The sequence below is a fragment of the Gemmata algarum genome, assembly GCF_034097035.1.
Taxonomy (GTDB): domain Bacteria; phylum Planctomycetota; class Planctomycetia; order Gemmatales; family Gemmataceae; genus Gemmata; species Gemmata algarum.
Window position 1 is genome coordinate 1 of record NZ_JAXBLV010000214.1, and the last position, 26,823, is coordinate 26,823.

Annotated in this window: 16 protein-coding genes and 1 pseudogene; 4 read left to right on the top strand and 13 right to left on the bottom strand. The window is 66.7% G+C overall.

Annotation, left to right across the window (positions count from 1 at the left end; all coding sequences use genetic code 11):
* From R5W23_RS25480 to R5W23_RS25530, 11 genes and pseudogenes are all read right to left on the bottom strand, one after another.
* Positions 1–1,785 (bottom strand): annotated as a pseudogene (locus tag R5W23_RS25480) (hypothetical protein); the annotation flags it as partial.
* Between the two features lie 320 nt (positions 1,786–2,105).
* Positions 2,106–3,308, bottom strand: a complete 1,203-nt coding sequence (locus R5W23_RS25485; RefSeq protein WP_261186884.1) for a hypothetical protein — start codon at positions 3,306–3,308, stop codon at positions 2,106–2,108.
* 419 nt (positions 3,309–3,727) lie between these two features.
* Entirely contained in the window at positions 3,728–6,403 is a 2,676-nt protein-coding gene (locus R5W23_RS25490) for a response regulator (protein WP_320688787.1), read from the bottom strand.
* Positions 6,404–7,069: 666 nt separating this feature from the next.
* Complete coding sequence (locus R5W23_RS25495) at positions 7,070–7,627, bottom strand: hypothetical protein (protein WP_261186882.1); 558 nt, start codon at positions 7,625–7,627, stop codon at positions 7,070–7,072.
* A gap of 155 nt (positions 7,628–7,782) precedes the next feature.
* Positions 7,783–8,382, bottom strand: a complete 600-nt coding sequence (locus R5W23_RS25500) for a hypothetical protein (RefSeq protein ID WP_261186881.1) — start codon at positions 8,380–8,382, stop codon at positions 7,783–7,785.
* A complete protein-coding gene (locus R5W23_RS25505) occupies positions 8,375–8,968 on the bottom strand; it encodes an RNA polymerase sigma factor (RefSeq protein ID WP_261186880.1) in 594 nt (197 codons plus the stop codon). Before R5W23_RS25505 ends, R5W23_RS25500 begins: the two co-directional genes overlap by 8 nt.
* The gene (locus R5W23_RS25510) at positions 8,965–9,795 is read right to left on the bottom strand and encodes an IBR domain-containing protein (RefSeq protein WP_320688788.1); all 831 of its coding nucleotides are present in this window, start codon (positions 9,793–9,795) and stop codon (positions 8,965–8,967) included. The genes R5W23_RS25505 and R5W23_RS25510 overlap by 4 nt, the downstream gene beginning before the upstream one ends.
* A 103-nt stretch (positions 9,796–9,898) precedes the next feature.
* Positions 9,899–10,432, bottom strand: coding sequence for an NUDIX hydrolase (locus tag R5W23_RS25515; protein WP_320688789.1), 534 nt, complete (start codon positions 10,430–10,432; stop codon positions 9,899–9,901).
* An 875-nt stretch (positions 10,433–11,307) separates the two neighbouring features.
* Positions 11,308–12,723 (bottom strand): dihydrolipoyl dehydrogenase, encoded by a 1,416-nt coding sequence (gene lpdA, locus R5W23_RS25520; RefSeq protein WP_261186876.1) that lies wholly within the window; start codon positions 12,721–12,723, stop codon positions 11,308–11,310.
* Between the two features lie 135 nt (positions 12,724–12,858).
* Positions 12,859–14,082 carry a 2-oxoglutarate dehydrogenase complex dihydrolipoyllysine-residue succinyltransferase gene (gene odhB / locus R5W23_RS25525; RefSeq protein WP_320688790.1) on the bottom strand — a complete coding sequence of 408 codons (1,224 nt, stop codon included), beginning with the start codon at positions 14,080–14,082 and terminating at the stop codon, positions 12,859–12,861.
* A 73-nt stretch (positions 14,083–14,155) separates the two neighbouring features.
* Positions 14,156–17,254, bottom strand: a complete 3,099-nt coding sequence (locus R5W23_RS25530) for a 2-oxoglutarate dehydrogenase E1 component (protein ID WP_320688791.1) — start codon at positions 17,252–17,254, stop codon at positions 14,156–14,158.
* A gap of 339 nt (positions 17,255–17,593) precedes the next feature.
* On the opposite strand from R5W23_RS25530, the gene R5W23_RS25535 reads away from it, so the two are divergent.
* The 4 genes from R5W23_RS25535 to R5W23_RS25550 all read left to right on the top strand — a co-directional run bounded on the left by R5W23_RS25535 (position 17,594) and on the right by R5W23_RS25550 (position 22,414).
* Positions 17,594–18,361 carry an ABC transporter ATP-binding protein gene (locus R5W23_RS25535; protein WP_320688792.1) on the top strand — a complete coding sequence of 256 codons (768 nt, stop codon included), beginning with the start codon at positions 17,594–17,596 and terminating at the stop codon, positions 18,359–18,361.
* Positions 18,358–20,139, top strand: coding sequence for a hypothetical protein (locus tag R5W23_RS25540; protein ID WP_320688793.1), 1,782 nt, complete (start codon positions 18,358–18,360; stop codon positions 20,137–20,139). Before R5W23_RS25535 ends, R5W23_RS25540 begins: the two co-directional genes overlap by 4 nt.
* Before the next feature lie 417 nt (positions 20,140–20,556).
* Entirely contained in the window at positions 20,557–21,510 is a 954-nt protein-coding gene (locus R5W23_RS25545; protein WP_320688794.1) for a hypothetical protein, read from the top strand.
* A 10-nt stretch (positions 21,511–21,520) separates the two neighbouring features.
* Entirely contained in the window at positions 21,521–22,414 is an 894-nt protein-coding gene (locus R5W23_RS25550) for a DUF1559 domain-containing protein (protein WP_320688795.1), read from the top strand.
* 70 nt (positions 22,415–22,484) lie between these two features.
* Here the strand turns inward: R5W23_RS25550 and R5W23_RS25555 are convergent, their stop codons facing one another.
* Complete coding sequence (locus tag R5W23_RS25555) at positions 22,485–23,960, bottom strand: WD40 domain-containing protein (protein ID WP_320688796.1); 1,476 nt, start codon at positions 23,958–23,960, stop codon at positions 22,485–22,487.
* 73 nt (positions 23,961–24,033) lie between these two features.
* Positions 24,034–26,673, bottom strand: a complete 2,640-nt coding sequence (locus tag R5W23_RS25560) for a hypothetical protein (RefSeq protein WP_320688797.1) — start codon at positions 26,671–26,673, stop codon at positions 24,034–24,036.
* Positions 26,674–26,823 lie beyond the last annotated feature (150 nt).

Sequence of the window (26,823 nt, forward strand, 5' to 3'; positions counted from 1 at the left end):
ACGTCTGCCGGCTGCTGGAGATCTCGGCCCTGTCGGGTCGGTCGCGGGTTTCTTCGGCTCTTCGATCTTGGGCGCCGGGGGCGGTTCCTCGATCTTGGGCGCCGGGGGCGGGCTGACGGCCGCCGGCGGGTTGTACGGTAACGTTTCGGGCACCACCGGGCTCGCCGCAGGTGCGGCCGGCTTGTTCAGCGGGCCGCCCAGCGTAACCGGAACGTCCGCGGGGGCAGGGGCCGGAGCGGGAGCCGGTTTCGGCGCCTCAACGAAGGGGGCCGGTTCCTCGTCTTCGTACACCTCTTCCAGTTCCGCCTCGTCCACCTTCTTCCGCATCAGGAAGTAGATCATCGTGGCGGACGACCAGAAGAAGCTGTAGCTGAACCCGAGCATCATCAGGAACGCGAGCGTGAGCCAGAAGCACACAATCCCGGCGCCCCAGCGGTTGTACGCCCAGAACTCTTGCTTCGCGGCCGTGTACGTTTCCGGGTTCGCCGGGGCGTACTGGTACACCTCGCGCACCCGCTTGGCCGGGTCGGCCGTTTCCTTGCCGTCCTGGTCGAGGGGCACCCACCGCCCCTGCACGGCGTACGGGCTGTCCTTGGTGAGCAGTTCCTTCCACCCGAACGACTCGGGCGCGTAGACGAACAGGTACTCGGGTTTGCGGTCCTGCCACACGGCGCTGGCCGTCAGGCCCACGGCCCACTTCCCGACGTACACCGCCACGGACGCGAAGAACAGCACGAACAGCGTCACGGCCGCGCCGTAGGCGACCGCGACCAGCCAGTTCCACAGGTAGTGCCACGGCGCTTGGTAGACGTAGTTCAGCGAGCGGCTCAGCGCGTCGAACGTGTCGCTCTGGTCGCCCTCGACGGACAGCGTGCAGTACATCATCGGGTAGCCGACCAGCCCGATGAGGAACACCGTCATGATGGCCCCGCCGATGATGACCGCGGGCAGCCCGAACCCGAGCAGCACGATGTCGCCGATGAACGGGATCAGGGCCAGCAGCCCGTACCCGATCAGCCCGAGCACCACGACGGCGATGATGAGTAGCGGCACCAGCGGCGCGCCCAGGTAGCTCACGTACCGGTTCGCCACGAACAGCACGGCCTGTTTTAGCGTGATCGGCCCCTTGTTCGCGAGCTGCACCGCCGCGAGCCGGGTGATGACGCCGCCGCAGAACGCCCACACCGCCACGTTGCTCAGCAGCACCAGGAACAGGTAGAACCGGGTTTGCAGGCTGACCCCCGGCGACAGCAGCTTCGCCACCGGCAGCAGGAGCTTGACCAGCGGCTCCACGAGCACCGGGACGGACCCGCTGACGAACTCGCGGGACGTGTGCTCGCGGTCCGCGGCGCTGCCGCCGAGCAGGTCGGTGAAGAGCAGGAACGGGTTCGGGCCGCGGTACTCGTACCACGGGAGCGTGCGGAGCCGCCCGCCGGGGCCGGCCAGCGCGTCGAGCTGCTGCCACTGCTTGTAGTCGCGCTCGAACCGTTCTTTGCCGATTCGGGTGAAGTCATCTTGAGTGTATTGCTGCTCGTTCGCCTTGGTCTTGCCCTCGAACTCGCGGGCCAGCGTCGTGTTGCTGTAGTCCGGGTCGTTCGGGATCGGCGCTTTGTAGTAAAAAATGTTCGACAGCAGCCACCAGGAGAACGACATCACGAAGATGCCGAGTGCGGCGACGAGCAACTTGCGCGGGTCCAGGGCGACCTGGAAGCAGCGGAAGATGTTGGTCCACGGCAGAGCCGTGCGGTAACTGAACCCGGCGGATTGTTCGTGTCCGTCGGCCATACAGGCTCCTCGGGGCAGAGACGTTGCGAGTTGCGGCGCCGGTGGGCGTCCGCGGGACAGGGGGGGATTATACCCGCCCCGGCGAACGCGGCAATCTGCCCTGGGTCGGGACCGGAATCGAGAGGCCGGGGTCGGGTTTCAGGGAAGGAAACTGGTGCCGTTCGGCGCCGCTCCCGCACCACTCCCTGCTCCGCCGGGCCTGCGGTCCTTCGTCTCGGTGCCTGTCCCCCGGGTCACCGCCACAACGCGGCGCGCCGCGTGCCCTAGCCGGGGCACGCGGCGACCGCATCTGGGGATGGGGAGGTCGTCCCGGCACAGGTTTAGAAGAAGAACCCGACGCCGAGGTTGAACCCGTGCAGCAACCGGAAGTACTTGGTCGCGTAGTTCGGGTCGATGTTCCCGAAGTTGAACCCGACCGGGTCCTTCATGTACCGCGTGTTGAAGAACGTCATCGCGCTGTACCCGACCCGCAGTTGCACCCCTTCGATCGGGTACATCCACAGGTTCACGTCGGCGGTCAGGCTGGGCACCAGCGACCACGTGTTGCGGCCGTACTTAGACTGGGTGGTGTCGTCGCCCAGTTTATACTTGGCCCGGCCCTTGACCACGTCGAGGTACGCGGCGGCGGTCAGGTCGGAGCTGAGCGAGAACATGCTCCCCAGGTAGATCTCGTGCCCGCACCCGACGAACAAACCGTACATCCGCTGCGAGAGCGTGTTGGAGTACTCCGCGGCGCTCTGCGGGGTCGAGTTGCCGTTCTGGTCCAGGTCCACGGTGCGCCAAGTGAACCGCTCGAAGAACCAAGCGAACCGCGCCCCGCCGAGGCCGTAGACGCTGCTGTACTCGGTCGCGAACATCGGCATCCGCATCCCCAGTTCGGCCTGCTGGTACCGCTGGGTGAACTTGGTGTCCATCACGTCGGCCGCGTTCCACAGGCCGGCGGTGTTGTTCCCGGCGTTGCCGACATCGAAGTTCGTGTCCTGGGTCGGCCCGTTGAAGAACGTGGTGAAGTTGTACACGGGGGACGACAGGAACGTGTCGGTCAGGTCCCCGTTGGACCGGAACCCGAGCGGGTACTGGGTCGCCCCGGACGAGTACTGGGCGTCGAACAACTGCAAGTACTTCAAGTAAACGCGGGTACCGGTGTCGAACTTGTACCCGATCTCGGCGACGAACCCGGGCTGGTAGGTGCCGGCCCCACCGGACTTGGTGTTCAGGGCCGGCGTACCGCTGCCCAGGAACGTACCGGGAATGCCGGTGATGGTTCCCATCGTGTCGTAGAGGCCTCGGAACCCGATGTCCTGGGAGCCGATTGCTTTCGACTGCCGGAGCATGGTAAACTCGGCAGACGTGTAGAACCCGGAGTCCCCGGCACGCCCGGTCGGGATCGGGAACGCCCCTCCGCCGGCAAAGTCCCCGCTATTGATGGGTGTCGGGAACGATTCTTGGGCGGCGGCCCGTTCCGGACATGCGACCGCGACCACGGCCGCCAGCACGGCCCCCCCGATGTACCGAATGCGCATAACCCAGCTCCCCCCTTCGACGGACTGCGTGAACGACCAGCCGGTGCAGGCTCCCCAACCTGCTCCGACCTGACCCGCGGCAAACCGGCGGGTCGATCCCCTGTGTGCGGTCCCTCTCGCCCTTGTGTGGCGGAAAGTCGCGGGACGATAACGTGCCTGCCGCTCCGGTCAACGGCTGTTGGCCCGAAAACCGTACCATTTCACGAGAATTCCCGACGTGAGGAGGCCGCCGGCGCGAAGCTGAATGTGATGCGGGAACGCACGGAAGTGGGGGCGTGAGCAGCCGGCCGGAAGTGGAGTAGGTGGGGTAAGGCGGGTTCCGAACGTGCCACCCGTGGCGGCCAATTCGGTGGCTCGTGGCTGTCCGTTTTGGGCGCCTCACGGTGGGCACCCAAAAACGGGCCGGGTAAACGAAACCGCTACCCGGGCACGTCGAGAACGGCGCGAACCTTTCGCGCCAGCGCGAGCGGAGTGAACGGCTTCTGGAGAAACGCGTCCGCCGCCTCGACGAACCCGTGCCGGACCACGGCGTCGTCGGTGTACCCGCTTACGAACAGCACCTTGAGATCTGGGTGCCGGTCGCGCAGCACGTCCGCCAGCGCGGGACCGCTCATTCCCGGCATCACCACATCGGTTACCATGACGTCGAGACGCACCGCGCGTGCGACCTGGCGCAACGCGTCGTCTGCGTTTGCCGCCGCAAGCACCGTATACCCGCGCTCCTGGAGGACGAGGCGGGCGAACCTCCGCACGTCTTCTTGGTCCTCGACCACGAGCACCGTTTCCGTGCCCCCGCACTCCGCACTCGCGTCGTCCGCTACGTCGGTCGTCGGCCCGTCAACGGCCGGCAGGTAGATCTTGAACGACGTTCCGACCCCGGGCTCGCTGTACACGTCGATGTGCCCGCCCGATTGCTGAACGACGCCGTACACCGTCGCCAGCCCGAGCCCGGTGCCCTGACCCACGCCCTTGGTGGTGAAAAACGGCTCGAAGATGCGGGCCTTCACCTCCGCCGACATGCCAACCCCGGTGTCCGTGACCGCGATCAGCACGTACGCGCCCGGTCGCACGTCCGGGTGCAGTCGCGCGTACTCTGCGTCGAGCTCGGTGCCCTGGGTCTCGATGGTCAGCATCCCCCCGCGCGGCATTGCGTCCCGGGCGTTAACGGCCAGATTGATCAGCACCTGGCCGAACTGGCCCGGGTCCACCCGGACCCGGCTCACGTGTGGGTGTAAGGCGGTGGCCAACACGACGTCTTCGCCGATCAGGCGTCGGAGCAGCTTTCCCGTTTCCGCCACCACCGCGTTCGGGTCCAGCACCTTGGGCTCGAGCACAGCCCGCCGGCTGGACGCCAGCAACTGCCGGGTCAGCCCCGCGGCCCGCTCACCGGCCTCCCGGATCGCGTCGAGCAGTTCCCGGTCCGCGGAGCCTTCTGGGATCGTGGCACCGAGCAGCTCGGCGAACCCGTTGATGACGGTGAGGAGGTTGTTGAAGTCGTGCGCCACCCCGCCCGCCAGTTGCCCGAACGCCTCCATTTTTTGGGACTGCTGGAACTGTTCCTCGAGCCGCCGGCGCTCGGTCACGTCGGACCACGACCCGACCGCCTTTGACGGCCGCCCGGCCCCGTCCCGCACCAGCCGCAGCTCGTCCCGGACCCAGCGGTACCGGCCGTCCCGGTGCCGGAACCGGTACTCGCGGGCGGCCCGGCCGTTCGCGAGCAGCGCCGCCGCCGCGCCCGCCGCCACGTCGCGGTCGTCCGGGTGTACGTTGCCCGTCCACCAGTCGGGCGCGAACGCCTCGGTCGGGTCGTACCCGAACAGGTCGCGAAGGTTGTCACTGATCCACTCGACGCCTTGCAGCCCGCCGGCGCTGAACCCCAGCGTGAACAGCACCGCCGGGCTGGACGCGACCGCGTACCGCAGCCGCTCCTGGGCCCGCGCCGCCGCCGCCTCCGCCTGCTTGCGTTCGGTCACGTCGGTCAGCACCCCGTGCCACAGGATGCCCCCGTCCGGCTCGGGGCTCGGGGCGGCCCGGCCCTCGACCCAGATGTCACCCCGGTCCGGGTGCCGGACCCGGTACTCGCAGTGCCACACCGACATCGCCTGCGCGGCGGCCGAGTTGGTCGTCAGCACCCGCACGAGGTCCTCCGGGTGGACCCGGGCCAGGAGCGGGGCGATGTTACCGGCCGCCGCTTCGGGGCGCACCCCGTAGATCTGCTCCAACCCGGGACTGGCGTACGGCAGGCACCACGGGCCGCGCGGCGGCATCCGGAGCGAGTAAATCGCCCCCGGAGCCACCGCGGCCACCCGCGCGAACCGGTCCCGCTCGGCGCGCAGCGCCTCTTCGGCCCTCTTGCGGTCGGTGATGTCGCGCACCACCACCGTGTAAAACCGGCGGCCCGCCGCCCGCGCGGGAGAGACCGTGGCTTCCAGCGGGAACCGCTCGCCGTCGTCGCGCACCCCACGGGTGCCGGTTTTCAGCCGGTGGCTGAGCGACGTCTCCGGGGACCCCGCCCCCGCCCCCTCGTCCGGGATGAAGTCGGTGAACGGGCGCCCGACGGCGTCCGCGGCACGGCACCGGAACATGCGCTCGGCGGCCGGGTTGAACAGGCTCACCGTCCGGTCCGCCTCGACCACGATCACCGCGTCCTTGGCCGACTCGATGATCCCGGCCAGCCGGGCCTCGGACTCGGCCAGCCGGCGCTCGGTGCCGACCTGGCGCAGCACCCGGCCCACCGCCTCCGGCAGGTAATCGAGGTACTCCAGCGATTTGGTGACGAAGTCCCGGACCCCGACCCGCAGCGCCTGAATGATGGTCGCCTCGTTGCCGAACCCAGTGACCAGGATCACCGGCAGATCGTGCCCGGCGGCCTTCGCGCGGGCGTAGAACTCGAGGCCGTTCATGCCCCCGGGGAGCCGGTAGTCGAGCAGCACCAGGTCCACCCCGCCGCGGCCGACCGCTTCGAGGGCTTCCTCGGCGCTGCCGGCCACCTGCACGTCGTACCCGGTTTCTTCGAGCCGGTCGCGCTCCAGTTCGGCGATCCCGACATCGTCTTCCACGATCAGGATGTTGACGGCAGCGATCGCGGTCATCATCGGTCGGCTCCTACGCGGGCAGTTTCTCGCCGGGCAATCGGTCGTGTTCAATGTGCGCACCGGGATTTCCGCGGTGGCCAGACCGCTTCTTCAGGCGCGGAGCCGAAGAGGTGAACCGCTGCCGTGTTCCACACGCGGACGATTTGGTTCTCGTTGATGCACACGAGTGCCGACTCGGTCCGGGCGGCGAGGTGAGACGTTAATGGGCTCGGAGGGGCCGACAGCCGGGGCGGCAACTGGATCGGTGGGCACGGCGGACGGTTCCGTGGGGTGATAACGCTTGAGTGGACCTCACACGTCAGACGCGAGCGGAGCGCCGCGGTCGAATGAGCCGACCGGCATCGCGGCATCTCATCAAGGGAAAGTGAGTGGCGGCCCCGCACCCGCCGCGAATTGTAAAAATCTGTGCGCGAGCCGGCGACGGGCACGCGGCCGGGCGGGGAAAGCACGTGGCGACTGTGTGTCGGTGCCGGATAACAGCGCGCGGCGGCGCCGGGTGGGAGAGGGCACATCCGGAGACTCCCGAGCGAGCGATTCGGTGGTCACGCGGCGTCAGATTTCAAACACATGCGATCGTTGCCGCGCGCATGTTCTGAGTCAAGGGTCCGGGCGCGAAATCGAACCCGTTGCTGATGTGTTTTGTTGATTTTTGAATGGCGGCCGGGGCTACGGCTTCTTCTTCTTCGTTCGCTCCAGGAGCGCTTCGTACCGCTGCTTTGCGTTGCCATCGAGGTTGTCGCGGAACTTGGCCAGATCGCTTTTCGCGAGCGTCAGTTCGGACTGCAAGATCTCTACCCGGTGCTCGAGCGATCGCACCTCCAGGGCGACCAGTTCCTTCGCCAGGGCGTGGAGCTGCTCCTCGACCGCTTTGCGCTCGTCTTCTTTCGCCGTCGTGTGCCGGGCCACGAGCACCAGTGCCTTGTTCTCCGCGGTCCACAACTTCAACTCGAGTTCGTGCCGCTTCGGGTCGTCGTCCTGGATTTCCGCGAGCAGTTCCGAGACGTGGAACGTTTCACGGATCTGAAGCTCGTAAGCGGGGCGGGCCGTTCGTTTGAGCTCTTCGAGCAGCGGGGTCAGGTCCGGGCAGTGCTTGCGTACGAAGTGCAGGGCGGCGGCCTCGCGCTCTTCCGTGAAGCGCGGGAGCGGCTCGCCGGCGCGCGCGGCGCACGCCGCCCACACGCCGAGAACGAGCCCGACGGCTCGGACGAACACCGTTCCGGACATGAGCGAGTCCCTTGCGAGTTCGGCAGCGGGCGGACGGGAGTGTGAGGCTAAGGACTTCCGGTCACAAGTTCGCTCGCCGAAAGTCGTAACGCCACAAATTCAGGAGGGACAACGTCTCCTGAGTTGCTGACCTGACGACTTCTGACCGGTCGTCCTTACGGAGCGTCGGTCTTGTGCGCGGACGAGAAAGGGGACGGGTGGGCCAAGTGCTGAACCTTTTGCCGCCAGCGGGCTTCGTCGTCGCGGGCCTTTTCGACGTGCTCATGGCTGCTCAGCTCGGCCCAAATTTCGGCCACGCTTCGGTCGTCCCCGCACGCCGCGCCCGGTGACTCGGCCGCGACCATAGCGGTCGCCTCCTGGGTGCCCGCGGGTGCGTCCGGCTCGGTTCCGGCTTCGGGCGGTGCCAAGTGAGACGCCGTCGGGGTGTGTCCCGCAGACGACGGCGGTTCGGCGTGATCGGCGAGCGCGAGCCCGATCAGCGCGCAGACCGCGGCTACTGCCGCACCGCCGGTCGCCCACGTCAGCCCTCGCGACGGGGTCCACGTCAGCCGCTCGCGGAGGCCGGCGCGGAACGCCGCGCCGGGCTTCGGGGCGGACTGCCCCAGGGCCGCGGCCGACAGCCGGACGGCCTCGGCCACCGCGTCGCGGGCGTCCTGATCGAACGCGAGCCGCTCCTCGAACGTGGCCACTTCGGCCGGCCCGAGGTCGCCGGCCGCGTACCGGAGGGCGGTGGACTGGAGCGCCGGATCAGGCATATCGGGCCTCCCAAAGCTGCCGAAGCTTTTTCAGCCCGTCGTGCATCCGGGCCAGTGCGGTGTTGAGCGGGCAGCCCAGAGCGGCCGCCACCTCGCGGAACGTCTTGCCGTCGATGACCCGCGCCAGAATCACCTCGCGCTGGGGGCCGGGCAACAGCGTGAGCAATTCGCGGACCCGGCGGGCGTCGTCCGCGGTGTCGGCCCGCTGGTCGGCCGGGCCGTCGCCGACCAGCCCGAGCAGGACCAGCGGGTCGGCCTGCGTCGGGACACGCTTGGCCTTGCGCTTGAGCAGCATGGCCTGCCGGTAAGCGATCGTGAACAGCCACCCGCGGAACGTGTCGGCCGCGACCGCGTCCAGGTTCCGGAGGGCCTGGACGAACGTTTCCTGGAGCGCGTCCTCCGCCGCGTGGTGGTCCTTGAGCACGCCGAGCAGGAAGCGGAACACCGGTTCCTCGTAGCGGGCGAACAGGGCTTCTAACGCCCCCGAGTCGCCCGCCTGGAACCGGCGGAGGAGGTCCGTGTCGGTGTCACTTGCCGCGACCATTCGCCCGTGCCCCTGCGGATCGCTGTTCTCGGCCCCGCTCACGAACGCATCCTCTTGTCGCCCTTTGTGAGCTTTTGCCCGCCGCGTTTCTTCTTTCGGTCGTCCTCATCGTCCTCGTCGTCGTCCTCGTCGTCATCATCGTCTTTCTTGCCGTCCGCTTCTTCCTCGTCGGTGGACCCTTCGACTTCTTCGAAGCCGGCTTTCACTTCGGGGTTCTGGAGCATCACGATGCCGTAGATGCCGACCAGGAACGGGACGATGCCCATGACCGCCCCGACCATGGCCCACGGGTACGACGCCAGCTCCTGCATCTGGCTGGCGCAGAAGCACAGCATCGCCCCCCAGAAGAAGGCGGTGACCCCGATGGTCATCTGGATGATGGCCTCTTCGGTTTCCTCTTCGCCCGGCGGGGCGTCATTGAAAATGAGCGGGAAGGCGCCCGCAACGAGGATGAACAGCCCGATGATGCCGGTGGCCAACCCCGCGAGCGTGAGCAGGTTGCTGGGCATGACCAGCAGCGACATGGCCGGGCCGCGGGCGCTCTTCTTGTGCTTGTCCTGGATCTCGTTGAACGACGGCTTGTTCCGCTCGGCCTGCTCCTTTTCCGCCTCGGTCTCGGCGATGACGCCGTACCCCTTTTTGACCGACTCGGCGTCCTCGTCGTCGTCAACGAACGGTTTGGGCTTCGGCGGCTCGGGCTTCTTCGGCTCGTCCACGAGCTTGAGCGTGCCGGCGGCCGCGCCGCCGGGTTCCGGGACGAACGCTTGGCCGCACTTGGGGCAGTTCACGGACTTGCCGATCGCGATCCGGCTGGAAGTTTTCAGCACGACCCCGCACGCGGGGTTGGTACACGTGTACGACACGGACATTCGGCACTCCCGCGGCGAATCAGCACGGCGTCGACAACAATACGTGAGCGAGAAATGGCAGCGCAGGATCATCCTAACTCATCGCGGCGGTAGAAACCAGCGGCTACCGCAGATCGGGATTTGCGGCCCGCAGCGTGCGAAGCGCGACGCGAAGGGAATCGAAGGCCATTTCCTCGTCCGGTACGTCACCCAGGCGGCGCCATTCGATGCTGCGGACCGCGTCCAGGGCGGCGGCGCGGTCGGGATCGATCGCTTCCGCCGCAAAGTACAGGTCCACGACCGGGTAGAGCACCTCACGATAGGGGTAGAGGTTGGGGAACGAGGTGACGAACCGCAGGTTGTGCAGTTCGAGCCCCACTTCCTCGCGGACCTCACGCCGGGTGCCCTCTTCGGCGGACTCGCCGAAATCGAGGAACCCGCCGGGCACGCCGAACTTCCCGGCGGCGGGATCTTTCTCACGGCGGATGAGCAAAATCTGGCCATCTGGCCGGAAGATGAACGCCGCGCCCGCGACAGTGGGGTTGAAGAAGAACGTGAACCCGCACCCCGGGCACTGGAGCGGAGTGCGCCCGACGTTGGCGTCCGGACGGGGGTGGCCGCACCGCGGGCAGAAGCGAAAGATCTCGGCCGGGCGCATTCGTATCCCTCCCCTGTTCCTTTCTCGAATAGGGAGAGGGAATCGAATCGCGGAGAACCCACCCCCAACCCCTCCCTGCAGGGAGGGGAGCAAACTCCTTGAGAAATGATCTGCGGATCTGACACGTTGGGCGTGTTTTGCAGAACTCCCCTCCCTGCAGGGAGGGGTTGGGGTGGGTTCTTCGCCACACGCGCCGTTCGCCTCTACGTTTCCCCAACACCAAATCCACGACCCAGCACCCGCGAGCGTGAACCGTGTCGGCGCGGCAGTGGTTCAGGATGTCGTCGTTATCACAACCCGCGTCCTGGAGGGCGTCCGCGAGGATCGGCAACCGATCGAACGCGCGGTCGGCGTAAATGCCCTTCGCTAATGCGAGAACGGTTGGGGTGCGCCACGCGAGGCCAAACGCTGGCGGCCGGAACGGGTTGCCGAAAACACAACGTGTGAGCGCCGCGAGTTGCCGTTTCTCTTCTGTTGGCTTGTTGCCCCGCGCGGAGTTGAGCGGTGCCGAGGACGTTAACCGCCAGACTTTTACTGCTTCCCACACCTTGCCGCTGCAAACACCGAACAGGATGTCGTGCAGCGGCTTTGGGTCCGATTTGGCGAGTGACTGTCCGGCCATCACCCAGGCGTTCCACAAAAAATCATCTGTCGTTCCAATACCGTCGGCAAACTGCTCTGCAATTTCGACTGCTCGCTGTTGGGCGATTTGACCGATTGACGGCCAAATCCTGCGCACACAACCAACCGCGAACAGCCGGAATTTCCGCTGGCCCATTTTGGTTCGCAGCGTCGGACCGTTCCGACGTGCGTACATGAGGAGGTTAAGTGGGTTTTGTGCCGACAACCACTCCTCTTCCGTCATCGCCGCGGCCTCACGAGTTCAGCGGCTTACCGGCCCACGCCATCCGGGCCGCCTCTCCAACGGCCTCGCTCAGGGTCGGGTGCGCGTGCGTGCAGCGGGCGATGTCCTCCGCGCTGCCCTTGTACTCCATGATCGTCACGCACTCGGCGATCAGGTCGGACGCCCGCGGGCCGAGGATGTGAACGCCGAGCACGCGGTCGGTCTTCGCGTCGGCGAGCACCTTTACGAAGCCGTCGCGCTCGTCCATCGCCTGCGCCCGCCCGGTCGCGGCGAACTTGAACTTGCCCACCCGGTACTCGACGCCCTTTTCCTTCAACTGCTCTTCGGTGAGGCCCACGCTGGCCACTTCCGGCCAGATGTAGATGACGCTCGGGATCGCGTCATAGTTGACGTGCGGCTTCATCCCGGCGAGCGTCTCGGCGAACACCACCCCCTCTTCGCTCGCCTTGTGGGCGAGCATCGGGCCGGTGACGAGGTCGCCGATCGCGTACACCCCGGGGACATTGGTGCGGTAGTGCGCGTCGATCTCGACGCGGCCGCTCTTGGGGTCGTACTTCACGCCGGCCTCGTCCAGGCCGAGACCCGCGGTGTACGGCCGACGCCCGACCGACACGAGCACCCGGTCGCCGGTGACCTTGATCTCCTTGCCGTCCTTGCCCTGCGCGGTCACGGTAACGGAGTCGCCTTCCACTTTGGCGCCGGTCACCTTCGTTTCGAGGTGGAACTCGAACCCCTGCTTCACGAGCAGCTTGTGGACCTCATTCGCGACCTCGCCGTCACTGATCGTGAGGATGCGCGGCAGGAACTCGATGACCGTGACCTTCGCCCCGAGCCTTTTCCAGACCGACCCGAGCTCCAGCCCGATGTACCCGCCGCCGACGATGATGAGGTGCTTGGGCACAGGGTTGAAGTTCAGCGCCTCGGTGCTGCCGACGACGTACTTCCCGTCGAACTTCAGGAACGGGAGTTCGATGCTTTCGCTGCCGGTCGCGAGCAGCACGTTCTTCGCTTCGAGCGTGCTCTTCGCGCCGTCCGCGGCGGTCACTTCAACCTTATTGCCCTTAAGAAGCTTACCCGAACCATAAACGGGTGTGACGCCGTACTTCTTGAACAGGAACGTGACCCCGCCGGTGAGGTCGCCGACGACCTTGTCCTTGCGCTTGAGCATGGTGTCGAGGTCGAGCGCGACGCTGCCGACCTTCACCCCGTGCCGCGCGAGCTTGTGCAGCGTGTGTTCGTAGGCTTCCGACGAATCGAGCAGCGCCTTCGACGGGATGCAGCCGACGTTGAGGCACGTGCCGCCGAGCGCCTTGTTCGGGCGCTTCTCGACGCACGCGGTCTTGAGCCCGAGCTGGGCCGCCCGAATGGCCGCCATGTACCCGCCGGGCCCGCCGCCGATCACCACGAGGTCGTAGCTGTCCGCCATCGAATGCCCCAACAAAAAGATTGATGGCCACAAAAAAGCACAAAGGGCACAAAAGGAAACCAAGACAGAGAGAGGATCGTTCCTCTCTTCGCTTACTTTTGTGCCCTTTGTGCTTTTTTGTGGCTAATCCGGATTTCAAACTTCAAACAGGATGCGTTCCGGGTTCTCCACGCAGTCCTTGATGCGCACGAGGAACTGCACCGCTTCGCGGCCGTCGATCAGCCGGTGGTCGTAGCTGAGCGCCAGGTACATCATCGGCCGGACCACGACCTGATCGTTCACCACGACGGCCCGCTTCTGGATGCTGTGCATGCCCAGAATCGCCACCTGCGGCGGGTTCAGGATCGGCGTGCTCATCATCGACCCGAAGATGCCGCCGTTCGTGATGGTGAACGTGCCGCCTTCGAGGTCGGCGTAGGTGATTTTGCCGTCCCGGGCCTTCTTCGCCACGGCCGCGATCGACTTCTCGATGTCGGCGAACCCGAGCTTGTCCACGTCGCGGATCACCGGGACCATCAGCCCCTTCTCGGTGCTGACCGCGACGCCGATGTCGTAGAAGTGCTGGTGAACGATCTGGTCCCCGTCGATGCGGGCGTTCACGAGCGGGAACGACTTCAGCGCTTCCACCGCCGCCTTGGCGAACACCGACATGAACCCGAGCTTCACCCCGAACTTCTTCTCGAACTTGTCGTTGTACTTCGCGCGGAGGTCCTGAATCGCGGTCATGTCGGCCTCGTTGAACGTGGTCAACGTGGCCGTGGTGTTCTGACTGTCGAGCAGCCGGTTGGCGATGGTCTTGCGGATCTTCGACATCGGCTCCCGGGTGACTCGCTCGCCCGGCGCCCGCGGGGGCGCGCTGGGGGCGGCCGGGGCCGGCTTCGCTTCCGCCGGGGGGCGGCCGTTCGCGTCGGGCGCCTTGGCGGTCGTGGCCGCGACGGCGTCCTCTTTCAGGATGCGCCCGTTCGGCCCGGTACCTTTCACGTCTGCGGCACTCACACCCGCCTCGGCCAGCACGCGCGCCGCCGCCGGCGAAGGGATTGCCCCGTCTTTGGGCGCGGGCGCCGCTGCGGCCGCTTGCGGTTTCGCCGGCGCGGGAGCCGCGCCGGCGGCGGGCGCCTTCGCGTCGGTGTCGATCTGGGCGACGGCGGCGCCGACCGGGAGCGTCTCACCTTCTTTGACGAGGTGCTTGACGACCCCGGCGACCGGGGCGACCACTTCCTGAGAGGCCTTGTCGGTGCCCATCTCGAAGAGCGGCTCGTCGGCCTTCACGAACGCCCCGTCCGGCTTGAACCAGCGGTTCAGCGTGCCCTCGGAGATCGACTCGCCGCCCTTCGGCATCACCACCTGCTCGATTGCCATTCGCGACCCCTGTATGAAGACGCCCACGGACGCATCCGTGGGCGCGGCGCACGCTCACCCGCTACCAATTTATTCAGGCCCCCGGCGCGCCGGCTTTCACGCCGGTTATCGCGGTCTTGTCTTCGGCGGCGCCGGTGTGCCCGTTCGCGTGCGCGCCGTTGATCGTGGTCGCGGCGGTCTTCCACCCGACCCAGCCCGGCCCGATCGGCCCCGACGGCGTCGGCGCGAACGCCGCGTCCACGAGCAACTTCTGCTCCAGCTCGTGAACGTGGTGCGAGCCGGTGGCGGGGCTGGCGCTGGCGTCGCGGCCGATGTACTCGAACGGGAAGCTCATGGCCCGCAGCCGCGGCTCCACGAACGACCAGCCCCCCATATTCTGGGACTCTTCCTGCACCCAGAGGAACTCGCGGGCGCGGCGGTATTTGCTCAGCGCCGCGGAGAGCTGGGCCTCCGGCCACGGGTACAGTTGCTCCAGCCGCAGGATCGCAACCGCCTGCGTTTTTAGCTCGTCGCGCTTCTTCACGAGGTCGTAGTAGACCTTGCCCGAGCACACCAGGACGCGGGTCACGAGGTCCGCGCTGTCTTTGTGCGAGGGGGAACCCCCCGCGGGTTCCCCCTGCGACCCCCTCCGGTCTTGTGAGGGGGAACCCCCCGCGGGTTCCCCCTGCGACCCCCTCCGGTCTTGTGAGGGGGAACCCCCCGCGGGTTCCCCCTGCGACCCCCTCCGGTCGTCATCCAGCACCTCGCGGAAGTGGGTGCCGTCGGCGAACTCGCTCACCGGCGACACGGCCGCGGGCAGGCGCAGGAGGCTCTTGGGCGTCATCACCACGAGCGGCTTGCGGAAGCCCCGCTTCACCTGCCGCCGGAGCAGGTGGAAGTACTGCGCCGGGGTGGTCGGGTACACAACTTGGATGTTGTCCTCGGCGCACATCTGGAGGAACCGCTCCAGCCGCGCGGAGGAGTGCTCCGGCCCCTGGCCCTCGTAGGCGTGGGGGAGCAGCAGCACTAGGCCGCTCGACCGGTTCCACTTCGACTCGCAGGACGTGAGGAACTGGTCGATGATGACCTGCGCGCCGTTGGCGAAGTCGCCGAACTGCGCCTCCCACATCACCAGCGATTCGGGGTCGTCCAGCGAGTACCCGAACTCGAACCCCATCACCGCGGCCTCCGACAGCGAGCTGTCGATCACGTCGAACGGCGCCTGCTTCGGGTCGAGGTTCTGGAGCGGGTAGTAGTCGGACCCGGTCTCGTAATCGACCACGACCGCGTGCCGCTGCGTGAACGTCCCGCGGCGGCTGTCCTGGCCGCTGAGCCGCACGGGGACGCCGTCCAGCACGAGCGAGCCGATCGCAAGCGCCTCGCCCGTCCCCCAGTCGACGCTGCCCCGCTTCTTGATGTTCTCGGACCGGGTGAGCAGGATCTTCAACAGGTTCGGGTGGACGGTGAACCCGTCCGGGAACGTGCCGAGGGCGGTGCCGACGCGGTCCAGAACGGCGTCGCCGATGCCGGTGGCGACCGGGTCGTGCGAGTAGCGGTTGGTGAACCCCTTCCAGCGCCCGGAGAAGCCCTCCATCCCGCGCTTCTTGGTCTCGCCCTTCTTCACCATCTCCTTGACCTGCTGGTGCGCCGCCTCGAGCTGGTTGCGGTACGCCGCGGCGACGGCCTCGGCGTCGCGCAGGGACTCGGAGAGCTTCTGGTCGAACTCGCGCACGATGTCCGCGACCACGGCCTCCGTGACGCTCGGGTCCTCGGTGGCGCCGGCGAGCTTCGCCGCGTAGATGGTGGAGAGCGGCTTCTTCTGCGCGATCACCTTGGCCTGGAGGGGCTGGGTGTAGCCCGGGTTGTCGCCCTCGTTGTGGCCCCACCGGCGGTAGCACACGAGGTCGATCACCACGTCGCGCTTGAACTGCTGGCGGAACTCCAGCGCGAACTCCGCGGCGGCGACGCACGCCTCCGGGTCCTCCGCGTTGACGTGCAGGATGGGCGCCTGGATGAACTTCGCGATGTCGGTGCAGTACTGCGTGCTGCGGCTGTCGCGCGGGTTGGTGGTGAACCCGATCTGGTTGTTCACCACGATGTGGATGGTGCCGCCGGTGCGGTACCCGGCGAGGTTCATCAGGTTGAACGTCTCCATGATGACGCCCTGGCCCGCGAACGCCGCGTCGCCGTGGATGAGCACGGGCACGCCGGTGACGCGCTCCTTGTCGCCGTGCTTGCGCTGCTTGGCCCGCACCCGGCCCTCGACCACCGGGTTCACGATCTCCAGGTGGCTCGGGTTGGGGGTGACGGAAAGGTGGACCTTACCCCCGTCGGCCGTCTCGACGTCCGCCGAGAACCCGAGGTGGTACTTCACGTCGCCGTCGCCGTCGTGCGTCGAGAGCGGGAGGTAGTTGTCCTCGAACTCGTTGAAGATCTCGCTGAACGGCTTGTGCAGCGTGTTGGCGAGCACGTTCAGGCGGCCGCGGTGGGCCATCCCGATGACCACCTCTTTCACCCCGAGCGACGGCCCCTTCTCGATGATCGCGTCGAGCACCGGGATGAGGGTCTCGCCGCCCTCGAGCGAGAACCGCTTCTGGCCCACGTACTTGGTGTGCAGGAACTTCTCGAACAGCTCGGCCTGGTGCAGGGTGAGCAGGATGCGGTACTTCTGCCGCAGCTTGAGCATCGGCCGGTTGCAGGTCGGTTCGAGGCGGGACGCGATCCAGGAGCGCACGTCGAGCGAGTCGATGTGCATGTACTCGAAGCCGGTGGTGCCGCAGTAGGTGGCTTTGAGAGTGGCGAGCAGGTCGCGGAGGGTGGCCGGGCTGTTCAGCCCGAAGTACATGCTGCCGTCGACGGTGCGGTCGAGGTCGGCTTCCGAGAGCCCGAAGTTCTCGAGTTTGAGGAGCGGCGAGGGGGGGGGCGGGTCGCTGGCGAGCGGGTCGACGTCGGCCTGAAGGTGCCCGGCCTGTCGGTACCAGAACACGAGCCGTGTGACGCCCGTTTGTACCCGGAGGTCAGCCGAACTCGCGGCCCCGCTTCCACTTCCGCCGGCCGGCGCCGCCCCGCCGGGGAGCGTGCCGGCGAACTGCATTCCCGCGAAGAACGCCTGCCACGTCTGATCGACCGAGTCTTTGTCCTGCTGCCACCGGCGGAACTGTGCTTCGACGTATTCGCCGTTCTCGCTGAACATTACAAGCTCCGGTGGGCACGCACGGGCGGCAGGAGGGAGAGGTAAAGTTACTGATAGCGGCGCGCCCGCCCCGGACAAGGCGGGCGGCCTGCAACCATTATACCGACGAGTCCCCGTGCCGTTTCTTGCGCGCCGGTGCCTACATTTCGTCGCCATTCGGACACATTGCCGATGGTGCCCGACTCGTGAGCCCCGTGAAAGGGCCGCTTCCCGCCGCCGTTTTGCTGAGGCCGTGCCCGGTCGGACCGATTCCCCGCCTGCGTTGCTGATAAACTGGGACCGCTGGCGAAGACACTGTTGAACCGTTCGGCGGTACCGCGCCGTTTAACCGGGGGAAACATGAGCCTGGCCATAGAGACCCATCGACTGGCCCGTGACTTCGGCGATTTTCGTGCCGTGGACGGCCTCGACCTGCGGGTGGAGGGGGGCACCTTCTACGGGTTCCTCGGACCGAACGGCGCCGGCAAATCGACGACCATCAAGATGCTCACCGGTTTGCTCGCCCCGAGCGCGGGCACCGTGCGCGTGCTCGGCCGGGACATGAGCGACCATGCGCAGGCGCTCGACGCGCGGCGGCACATCGGGGTGATCGCCGAGAACCTGTCCCTGTTCGACAACCTGACCGCCCGCGAGTACCTGACGTTCGTCGGCCGGATGCACCTGATGCCCCGGGCCACGGTCCGCGCGCGGGCCGACGAGTTGCTCGACCTGCTGGGGCTGGCCGACGAGGGGGCGAAGCTCTCCCTGGAATACTCGCACGGGATGAAGAAGAAGCTCGCGCTGGCCGCGGCACTGCTGCCGAACCCGGACCTGCTGTTCCTGGACGAACCGTTCGAGGGGGTGGACGCGATCACGTCCCGGGTGATCCGCGACCTGCTGGCCGGGTTCGTGGCCCGCGGCTCGACGGTGTTCCTGACCTCGCACGTGCTGGAGATCGTGGAGCGGCTCTGCACGCACGTGGGGATCATTGCGGGCGGCCGGCTGGTCGAGCAGGCGTCCCTGGAGTCGATCCGCCAGGGCGACACGCTGGAGAACCGGTTCATTCAACTGGCTGGGGCGGACGCGGTTGCGGCGCCGAAACTCGCCTGGCTGGAGGTCGCCCAGTGAACACCGAGCAGTTTCGCGCGTTCCTGTGGCTCCGCTGGCGGTTGCGGGTGAACCAGTTCCGGAAGGCCGGCCCGATCAACTTGGTCATCTTCTTCGTGTTCATGGCGCTTGCGCTGTGCGCCGCGCTCGGTCTGTTCGTGGCCGGGTTTTTTGCCGGGTTTCAGGCCCTGCCTTCGGCATCACCGGCGGTGCGGTTGGTCGTGTGGGCCGGGGCGGGGGCCGTGTTCCTGTTCTTCTGGGTGATCGGCCTTCTGGGTGACCTTCAGCGCGCCGAAGGGGTCGTGCTCGACCGGGTGCTCCACCTGCCGGTGTCCCCGGCCGGAGCCTTCCTGATCAACTACCTCAGCTCACTGTTCAGCGTCAACCTGATCGTGTTCGTGCCCGGTATGGTCGGGCTGATCCTCGGTCAGGCGTGCGCCGGGTCGGTGGCCGCGCTGCTGGCGCTGCCGCTGCTGGCCGCGTTCGTCCTGGCGGTGACAGCGGTCACGTACCAGTTTCAGGGCTGGCTCGCGGCGCTGATGGTGAACCCGCGCCGGCGGCGGACGATCGTCATGGCCCTGACCGCCGGGTTCGTCATGCTGGCTCAAGTGCCGAACATGCTGAACGTGACGCGCCCCTGGGCCGCGGATCAGCGGAACCAGCCTCAGCCCAAGCCCGACCTGACCCCGGACGAACGGGCGCAGTGGGAGGTTGAGCAGAAGCAGAAGCGGGACGAAAAGGCGCGCGAGTCGCGGGACCGCATTGCGGGCGTGATTCGGACCGTTTGCACCGTGTTCCCGCCGGGTTGGCTGGCGCTCGGCGCGGCGGATCTCGGCCACGGCGATGTGGCGCCGGCCCTTCTGGGGACCGGCGGGTTGGGGCTGATCGGGGTTGTGAGCTTGCGGCGCGCGTACCGGACGACGCTCCGGCTCTACACGGGAGCGTTCACCGGATCGCGGCGAACGGAAACGGCGCGGCCGGCGCCCGCCGACCCGAACCGGTTGCGGCTGACAGAGTGGCGGTTACCGTGGGTTTCCGAGCACGCATCGGCGGTCGCCACCGCGGCGTTTCGCGGGCTCCTGCGAGCGCCCGAGGTGAAGATGGCCATTCTGACGCCGCTGATCCTGTTGTGTGTGTCGCTCGGCGGCGCGATGAGTTCGCGCGTGGTGGTGCCGAGCGAGTACCGCCCGCTGCTGGTCCTCGGCGGCGGGGTGATGGTGCTGGTGCTGTGCGGGGTGCAACTCGTGGGGAACCAGTTCGGTTACGACCGCGCCGGGTTCCGGGCGTATGTGCTGTCCCCCGCTCCGCGGCGCGAGATCCTGTTGGGCAAGAACCTGGCCGTCGCTCCGATCGGGTTGGGACTGAGCGGGACGATGGTGGCGATCGTCGGGGCCGTGTACCCGATGCGGGCGGACCATTACCCGGCGGTCTTCGCCCAGTTGGTCACCGCGTACCTTCTGTTTTGTCTCCTGGCGAACGCGCAATCCATCCTGGCCCCGTTTCCGATGGCGGCGGGGACGCTCCAGCCGGCGCGGGTCAAGTTCGGGCCGGTTCTGCTCCAACTGGTGCTGATGTCGGTGCTGCCGCTGCTTCTGGCGCCGGTACTGATACCCCTTGTGGTGGAAGTGCTGCTGGCCGAACTGGCCGACATCCGCGGGTACCCGGTGTCGCTGCTACTGTCGCTCTTCGTTCTGGCCGTTACGGCACTTGTCTACCGGGTCGTGTTGTCGTGGGAGGGGCACTGGCTCGCGACGCGGGAGCGGGCGATTCTGGCGGTGGTGACCGACACGGGCGCGTGAGCCTCGCTCGGCTCGTCCTCGGCCAGAATGGCCCTTCCCGTCTTTTGTTGGTTCCGCTTCCGGTTGCTGCGCGGCCGGGAAGCTTGAACTGGTGCTGTCCCGCCGTCGTCTCGTTTCTGCACCTTGGCTATCGGTCACAATCTCCATGTTCGGCCCGGACCGCGTGCCGCCCGGGCCGAACACGTCCTCAAGCACGGTGCTGCAACGGTTTGCTATTACATGTGAGCATTTTTAGATTCGAGAAAATCGTTGATTTGTGCGATGCGATAGGGTATGTCACTTGGTAACGGATGATAATCGCACGGCGGCTAAAGCTATGACCGGTAACCAACGGCGGTGGCCGCGTTCGACCGCGGCCGTTGACAGCTCCGCTGTATCAACCAACAAGTTCACCACTCATTCGAGTCGAGCAGCGGCATGAAACGATACTGGTTTTTACTTGCCCTCGTATTCGGTTGTGCTCAGGGTGCCACCGCTGGAGAAGTCGAAGATCTGCTTGTTCGTATTCGGGAGGGGCAAGCGGAACTACGCAACTGGGAGTTGGAGATTCCGGCGGTTCAAGCCGAACGTGATTTTACTATCCGAGGTAAGACCGAAAAGGGCACATTTGTCACTTTTCATCATGACAACTCTACCCTCGTGGCCTGGGAGAACCGCCGACTCTGCCTAAATCCAACTGAGGCATTCGGTGTTGAAAAGACAGCAACATCTGGGCAGTACGCGCTCCTTTTCCAGTTCGGGAACAAACAGCCCGGGAACAAGATGGAAGAATCTTTTCGCGAAGCTGTCGGCAAGAGGCACCTGTTGCACCGCCCTCTCACCGCTGCCGTTCAATCGAGTACTGTTCTTGATGTCCTCAACCGTCCGGGCTTTAAGGCAGGGTCGCTTACTCGCGACGGGACTGATTTGGTAACACTTCACTACTCTCGTGCCCTCCCCGATCAAAGTGATGTCGTGATTGACCGGGGGATGTTGACGTTCTCAACCGGCAATCAGTACCTGCTTACCCGATTTGAGTATGAGTTGCCTGTGAAGCCAGGTGAGAAGTCGCGTCCCCTACGTGGTGTGATGACTCGGAAGTTCACCTCGCGGAACGGGCGACCCGTTGTGACGGAAGCAAGTCAGGTGCTCTCCTCAACTCCCGCTGACTCTGGCGACAACACGACCAAGGTTCGGTACACGTACCCCGCACAAGGCGCCTCCCCGGACGAGTTTCGGCTGGAGCATTACTTGCCTCCGCCGCCGGTTCTCGACGTTTACGAAGACCGCCCCCCGTTCAACTGGCGCTTGTGGGGCGGAATCGGCGTGTCCTGCATCGCTCTTTCCGTCCTTCTGACGTGGTGGGTTCGTCGCAAACGGTCGCAAACGTAAGGGGGGGGCCATGCGCAAACGTTCCGCATTCACGCTGATCGAGATCCTGGTGGTGATCGCCATCATCGCCGTCCTCATCGGGCTTCTGCTACCGGCGGTGCAGAAGGTGCGCGGTGCGGCGGCCCGGATACAATGTGCCAACAACCTCAAGCAGATCGCCATCGCCTGCCACAACTACGAATCGGCCCGTGGCGCGTTGCCCCCCGGTGACATCCCGCCCCCCGACCCGTTGTACTTCCTGAACGCGCACGTCGCGCTGCTCCCCTACCTCGAGCAGGACGCGGTGTACCGGCAAGCGCAAGCCGACTGTGCGAGCATGCCCATCACCCACCTCGCCCCGCCGCACGTCGGGCTGCGGACGCTGGTGAAAGCCTACCAGTGCCCGGCGGACGATCGGCAAGCGTGGCTCCACCGCACACCGAGCGGCGTTGTCGTGGCCCTCACCGGCTACCTCGGGGTCTCCGGTGTCGGCGACGAGAAAAGCCCGTCGGGGGTGATTTACAGCGGGTCGAGTACGCGCATCACCGACGTGACCGATGGCACGACCAACACGCTGCTCTTCGGCGAGCGCCCGCCAACGCCGGACTACTTGTGCGGTTGGTGGTACATGGGTTACGCGCACACCGCGAGTGAGGCCTTCCTCCCCGTGCAGGCGTTGCGTGGCGAACCTGAAGGGAGCTCACTCGGAGCGGCGTACCGGTCCTGCGATCCCGGCCCGTATTCGTTCACGGATGGCGACCTGACGAGCGTTTGCCACGCCTACCACTTCTGGAGCCGGCACTCGGGCGGGGCACACTTTGCGTTCTGCGACGGGTCCGTGAAGTTCGTCCGGTACGAGGCCGACTCGATTCTGTCGGCTCTCGCCACGCGGTCCGGGGGAGAGACCGCCTCTGCTCCGGATTGACTACCGTTCGGTGTGGCTGCGATGGAGTGGCGATCGCATTGAGATGGTCCGACGGCACCACCGTCGGGTACTACTTCTTCTCGCCGCTCTTCGGGTCCGCGTCGGGCGGCAGGGCGGCTTTCAGCAGCGTACCGTTCTTGCCGTTGTACACGCGAACGGTGCCGTCCTCGCACCCGCTCACGACCACCTCGCCATCGGGGCTCGCGCTGACCGCGTACACGAAGTCGCTGGCGCCCGGGAACGACCGCACGTTGCCGCCGTTGTCCGCGTTCCACATGCGGACGCTCGCGTCCCCGCTGCCGGTCACGAACTGGGACGTTTTGCCCACGAACGCGAGGGCCGTTACCTGCTTCTGGTGCCCCTGCATGTCGCGGATCTTTTCCCCCTTCTCGTAGTCCCACACCTTCACGAAGTTGTCGGCCCCGCACGAGGCCAGCTTTTTCCCGTCCGGGGTCCAGCCAACGCCCATGACGTGGTGCGTGTGGCCCTCGAACGATTTCACGAACTTGGCCGGCTGCCCCGCTTCGGCGGGCAGCTCGAACACCTTCACGAACTTGTCGGCGCCGCCGGTGGCGAGCAGCTTGCTGTCCGGGCTGAACGCGACCCCGAACACCGTGTCGCTGTGTCCCGCTTTGATTTCCGCGACCAGCTTCGCGGTGCCGGCGTCGAACACCTTGATCTCGCCGTCCTCGGTCGGCGCGCCACCGCCGGTGGCGAACCGCTTGCCGTCGGCCGAGTAGGCGATCGCGCACACGCGGTCCACGAACCCGCCGACGCGCTGCCGGGGCTCCCCCTTCGCAACATCCCAGAGCGTCAGCTCCTGGAAGCTGCCGGTGGCGAGCGTCTTGCCGTCGGGGCTGAACGCCATCGACTCCACGAGGGAGATGTGCGCCGCCTTTGCGGGCTTCCCGTCCGGGGTCTTGAGCTGCGGGTCGAAGAGGGACGCGGCGTAGGCCCACTCGGTCTTATCCTTGTCGCCCTTCTTCGCGGCCGGAACCGTCTTCAACTCGAAGAGGTGAACCTGGTTCCCGCGGCTGGCGGCGATGCTCTTGCCGTCCGGCGCCACCGCGACCGCCCGCACCGGTTTCACCAGCACCGGCGGCAGGTTCACGACCGGCCGCTCCTTGACGCGCACGCTGGTCGGGGCCTTCGCGCCCTGGTCGATCCACAGTTTGATGAGCGAAAGCTCCTGCGAGTTGAGCGGCTCGTCGGTTTTGGGCGGCATCATCGGCTGTTCGAGGCGGGCGCACGCGCGGAAGAAGAAGCTCTCGTCCGCCTTGCCCGGGACGATGACCTTCGCCCCGCGCTTGCCGCCCTTCATCACCTTCTCGTAGGTGCTCATGTCGTACTTGCCGCGCAGGGTGCCGCCGGCGTGGCACGTCATGCACTTGTTCTCAAAGATCGGCTCGATGTCCTTGGCGTACTCGACCGGCTCCTTGCGCTTCAGGTCGACGGTCGGGATCGGCGGGTACAGGTCGTCTTTCTTGTCCTGCGCGTCGCTCCGGGCGACGAGCAGCACGAACACGAGCGCAGCGAGCCGGCGCATTGAGAGGGTTCCTTTGCGGTTGAATCGGTCTGAAGAACCCCTCTCCAACTCTTTCTCGGAGGGGGGAGCGTGATTACTTCGCCAGGGTGAAGCTGACTTTGTTCTCGTAAGTAACGGGGTGTTTCCCGCCGTAGAGAGCCGTGACGACAACGGTACCGGCCACCGCGCCGGGCTTGGCGTCGGGAGCGGTCTTGAGCACCAACTTCACCTCGTTCTTGCCCGCGGCAATCACAACGTCGGTCGCGGCGACCCCGGCCGCGTCCTTCGCGGGCACGAACGACACCTTGTACTCGCCCGCGAAGTCGTGGAGCCGCTCCACCTTGACCGGCAGATCGGTGCTCGTGCCGAGTTTGAGCGTGTTGTTCGGCAGCGGCCCGGTGGTGAAGCGCCCGAGGGCCGACGGCACCACGAGGACCGTGATCGGCGTGCCGAACGCCTCCGCGGGAACGTTCGGCTTCTGCTTTGCCGTTGGATCTTTTGCGAACGCCACCGGGGCCACGCCGCGAAGGACAATCGTGTACGTGCCCGGCACGCTGCTGGTCTTCACGTCGATGTTCACCAGCACGTCCGGCTTGTCTTTCGTCGGCTGGGCCGCGAACTGGACCGTTACCGGCTGACTCTGCTGGTTCTGCGCCAGTGGCTCGGCTGTCAGTGTGACGTTCGGCTTCTCAGGGACCGCCCAGCTCACTTTCACCGGCACGGTCGCCTTATCGCCCTGACGCAGCACGATGACGGGGCCGTTGACCTTCTCCTCCTTATCCTTCCCACTTGCGGGCTTGACGACCGCGTTGGGTATGTCCGCTTTGATGCTGAACGGCGCCTTCTCGGCACGCACCGCGACGATCAGCGACTGGTCGAGCTTGGCGAGTACGGGCACGTTTTGGTCGGGCTGGTTCGTGCCCCACACGACCGAGGCAGGGCGCGCGACCCGTTCGAGCTTTTTGCTGGCGGTGTCGGTGCCGGTGAGCTTGACCGTGATCGCGGCGGTCGTCGGAGCGGCGCCGGGGGCGACATCGAGCACCAGCACGCCCCAGCGCGCCGACGGGCCAATGGTGAGTGGCTGGGCGGTTACGCCCGCGGGCAGGCCCTCGACCGTCACCCCGATCGCGCCGATGTAGCCGTCCGTGCGGTGAGCGAACACGTGGTACGCCTGCGTCCCGCCCTGCCACGCCGCGGAGCCGGTCTGGTAGAAGCGGCTGTACGGCATCACCACCGCGCGGAAGTCCGGGAGCGGTTGCCCGATGCGCAGCCGGTAGGCCGCCGTCGGGCCGTTCAGGTAGCTCGACTCGCGGCAGCCGATCGCGATCAGGTATTTGCCGTCCTCGGGCGCGGTGAACTGGTACGGAGCCGGGTCCGTGGTGCGGGTGTAGAACCCGGACGGGTGAAGCGTGTCGTTGTCGTCGTCCTGGTCGCCGCTGAGGTCGCGCTTCGGGTCTTTGCCGTCGCGGACCGAGAAGAAGAAGTCGCCGCTCGCCCCGATCCGCTCCGCGGCGAGATCGATGGTCACCTTCTCGCCCTTTTTCGCGACGAACGCGACCCAGTCGCGCTCGCCCCTCCGGGCGAGGAACCCGGCGACCTCGCCCGGCGTCGGGACGACTTCCGCGGCGTCCGGCCCGCCGGCAGACTTCGTCTTTATGGTCAGCTTGTCGCGGGCAAAGTAAATCGTGACCGGGTTCGACGTGCCGTTCGGCCCTTTCAGGCTGTACCCGAAGCCGTCCTGAAGGGCGCAGGTCGGTTCGACGTGCGTGCGGGTCGCGAGCTGGGTGACCGCGGCGGGGCCGCCCGGCGGGGTCACCGACACGGTGAGCTTTTCGAGCGGTCGGCCGTCCGCGGTGTATTCCGTCGGCTGGCCGCCGGGCAGGTTGCGGCCGTACAGCGTCACCGGAGTCGGCTTGCCCGGTTCGACCACGGGCGGGAACACCGCGTCGATCCACGGGGCGGTACTCACGGTGAGACGGTAGACGTAATCTGGACCGCCGGCGGTGTAGGTGAACTGGAACAGCCGGATCAGGTACTCGCCGTCGGCGGGTAGCACCACATCGGTGAGGGCGTCCGACTCGCGGTAGTTGCGGCTGGTGGCAAGTTTGCGGCCGGTGGCCTCGTAGACCTCGATCATCGGCGTCGCCTTACTGTCGACGCTGGTCGCGAGGCACGAGACCAGAACCCGCTGTCCCTTCTTTCCGGTGAACGCGGTGTAATCAACGTCCGTCGGGTTCGCGATGACCCCGTTGACGGTGGTGCCGATTTCGATCTTTTGCGCGTCCGGAACGTCGTTGTTCGGTTCCTTCTCGCTCACCTCCGGCAAATCGCCGACGACGAACGAGCGCGGGTTGCTCGCGCCCCACTTGCCCACGACCCGCAAGTCGTACACGCCGGGCGGCACGTCGGCCGCGGCCGTCACTTTGAACTTGTGCGGGCCGGCGGGGTTCACCTTCGGCGGTGGTGTGGTCTTCTTCGGGTCTTTGGGGTCCGGTGTCGGCTCCGTCGGCGGCTTGATCCACTCTCCCTTCAGTCCCGGGTGTGCGAAGAGCAGCTTTTCGGGCTCTTCCAGATCGGTTCCGGTGACAGTGACTTCGACCGACGTGCCGGCCCGTGTTCCGGCGGGGAATACGTTTTGCACGCGGGGGGATGGTAGCCCCGGCGGCGGCTGCTGGGCCGAGAGGTTCCCGGCCATCACGGAGAGGACCGCGAGGCCGAACGTGAACCGGCGCATGGTGAGGGCCTCCGAAGGAGCCTGACGCGGTGGGCTGGTCGAGCGAGGGTGCGCCGGCCCGTAGGGCGGGTTCGTGCGCGGTTGGGTGGGATTACAGGGTATCGTAAACCGGCACCCGAGGGCGGTCAAGCGGCGGACCGCCGGCGCGCG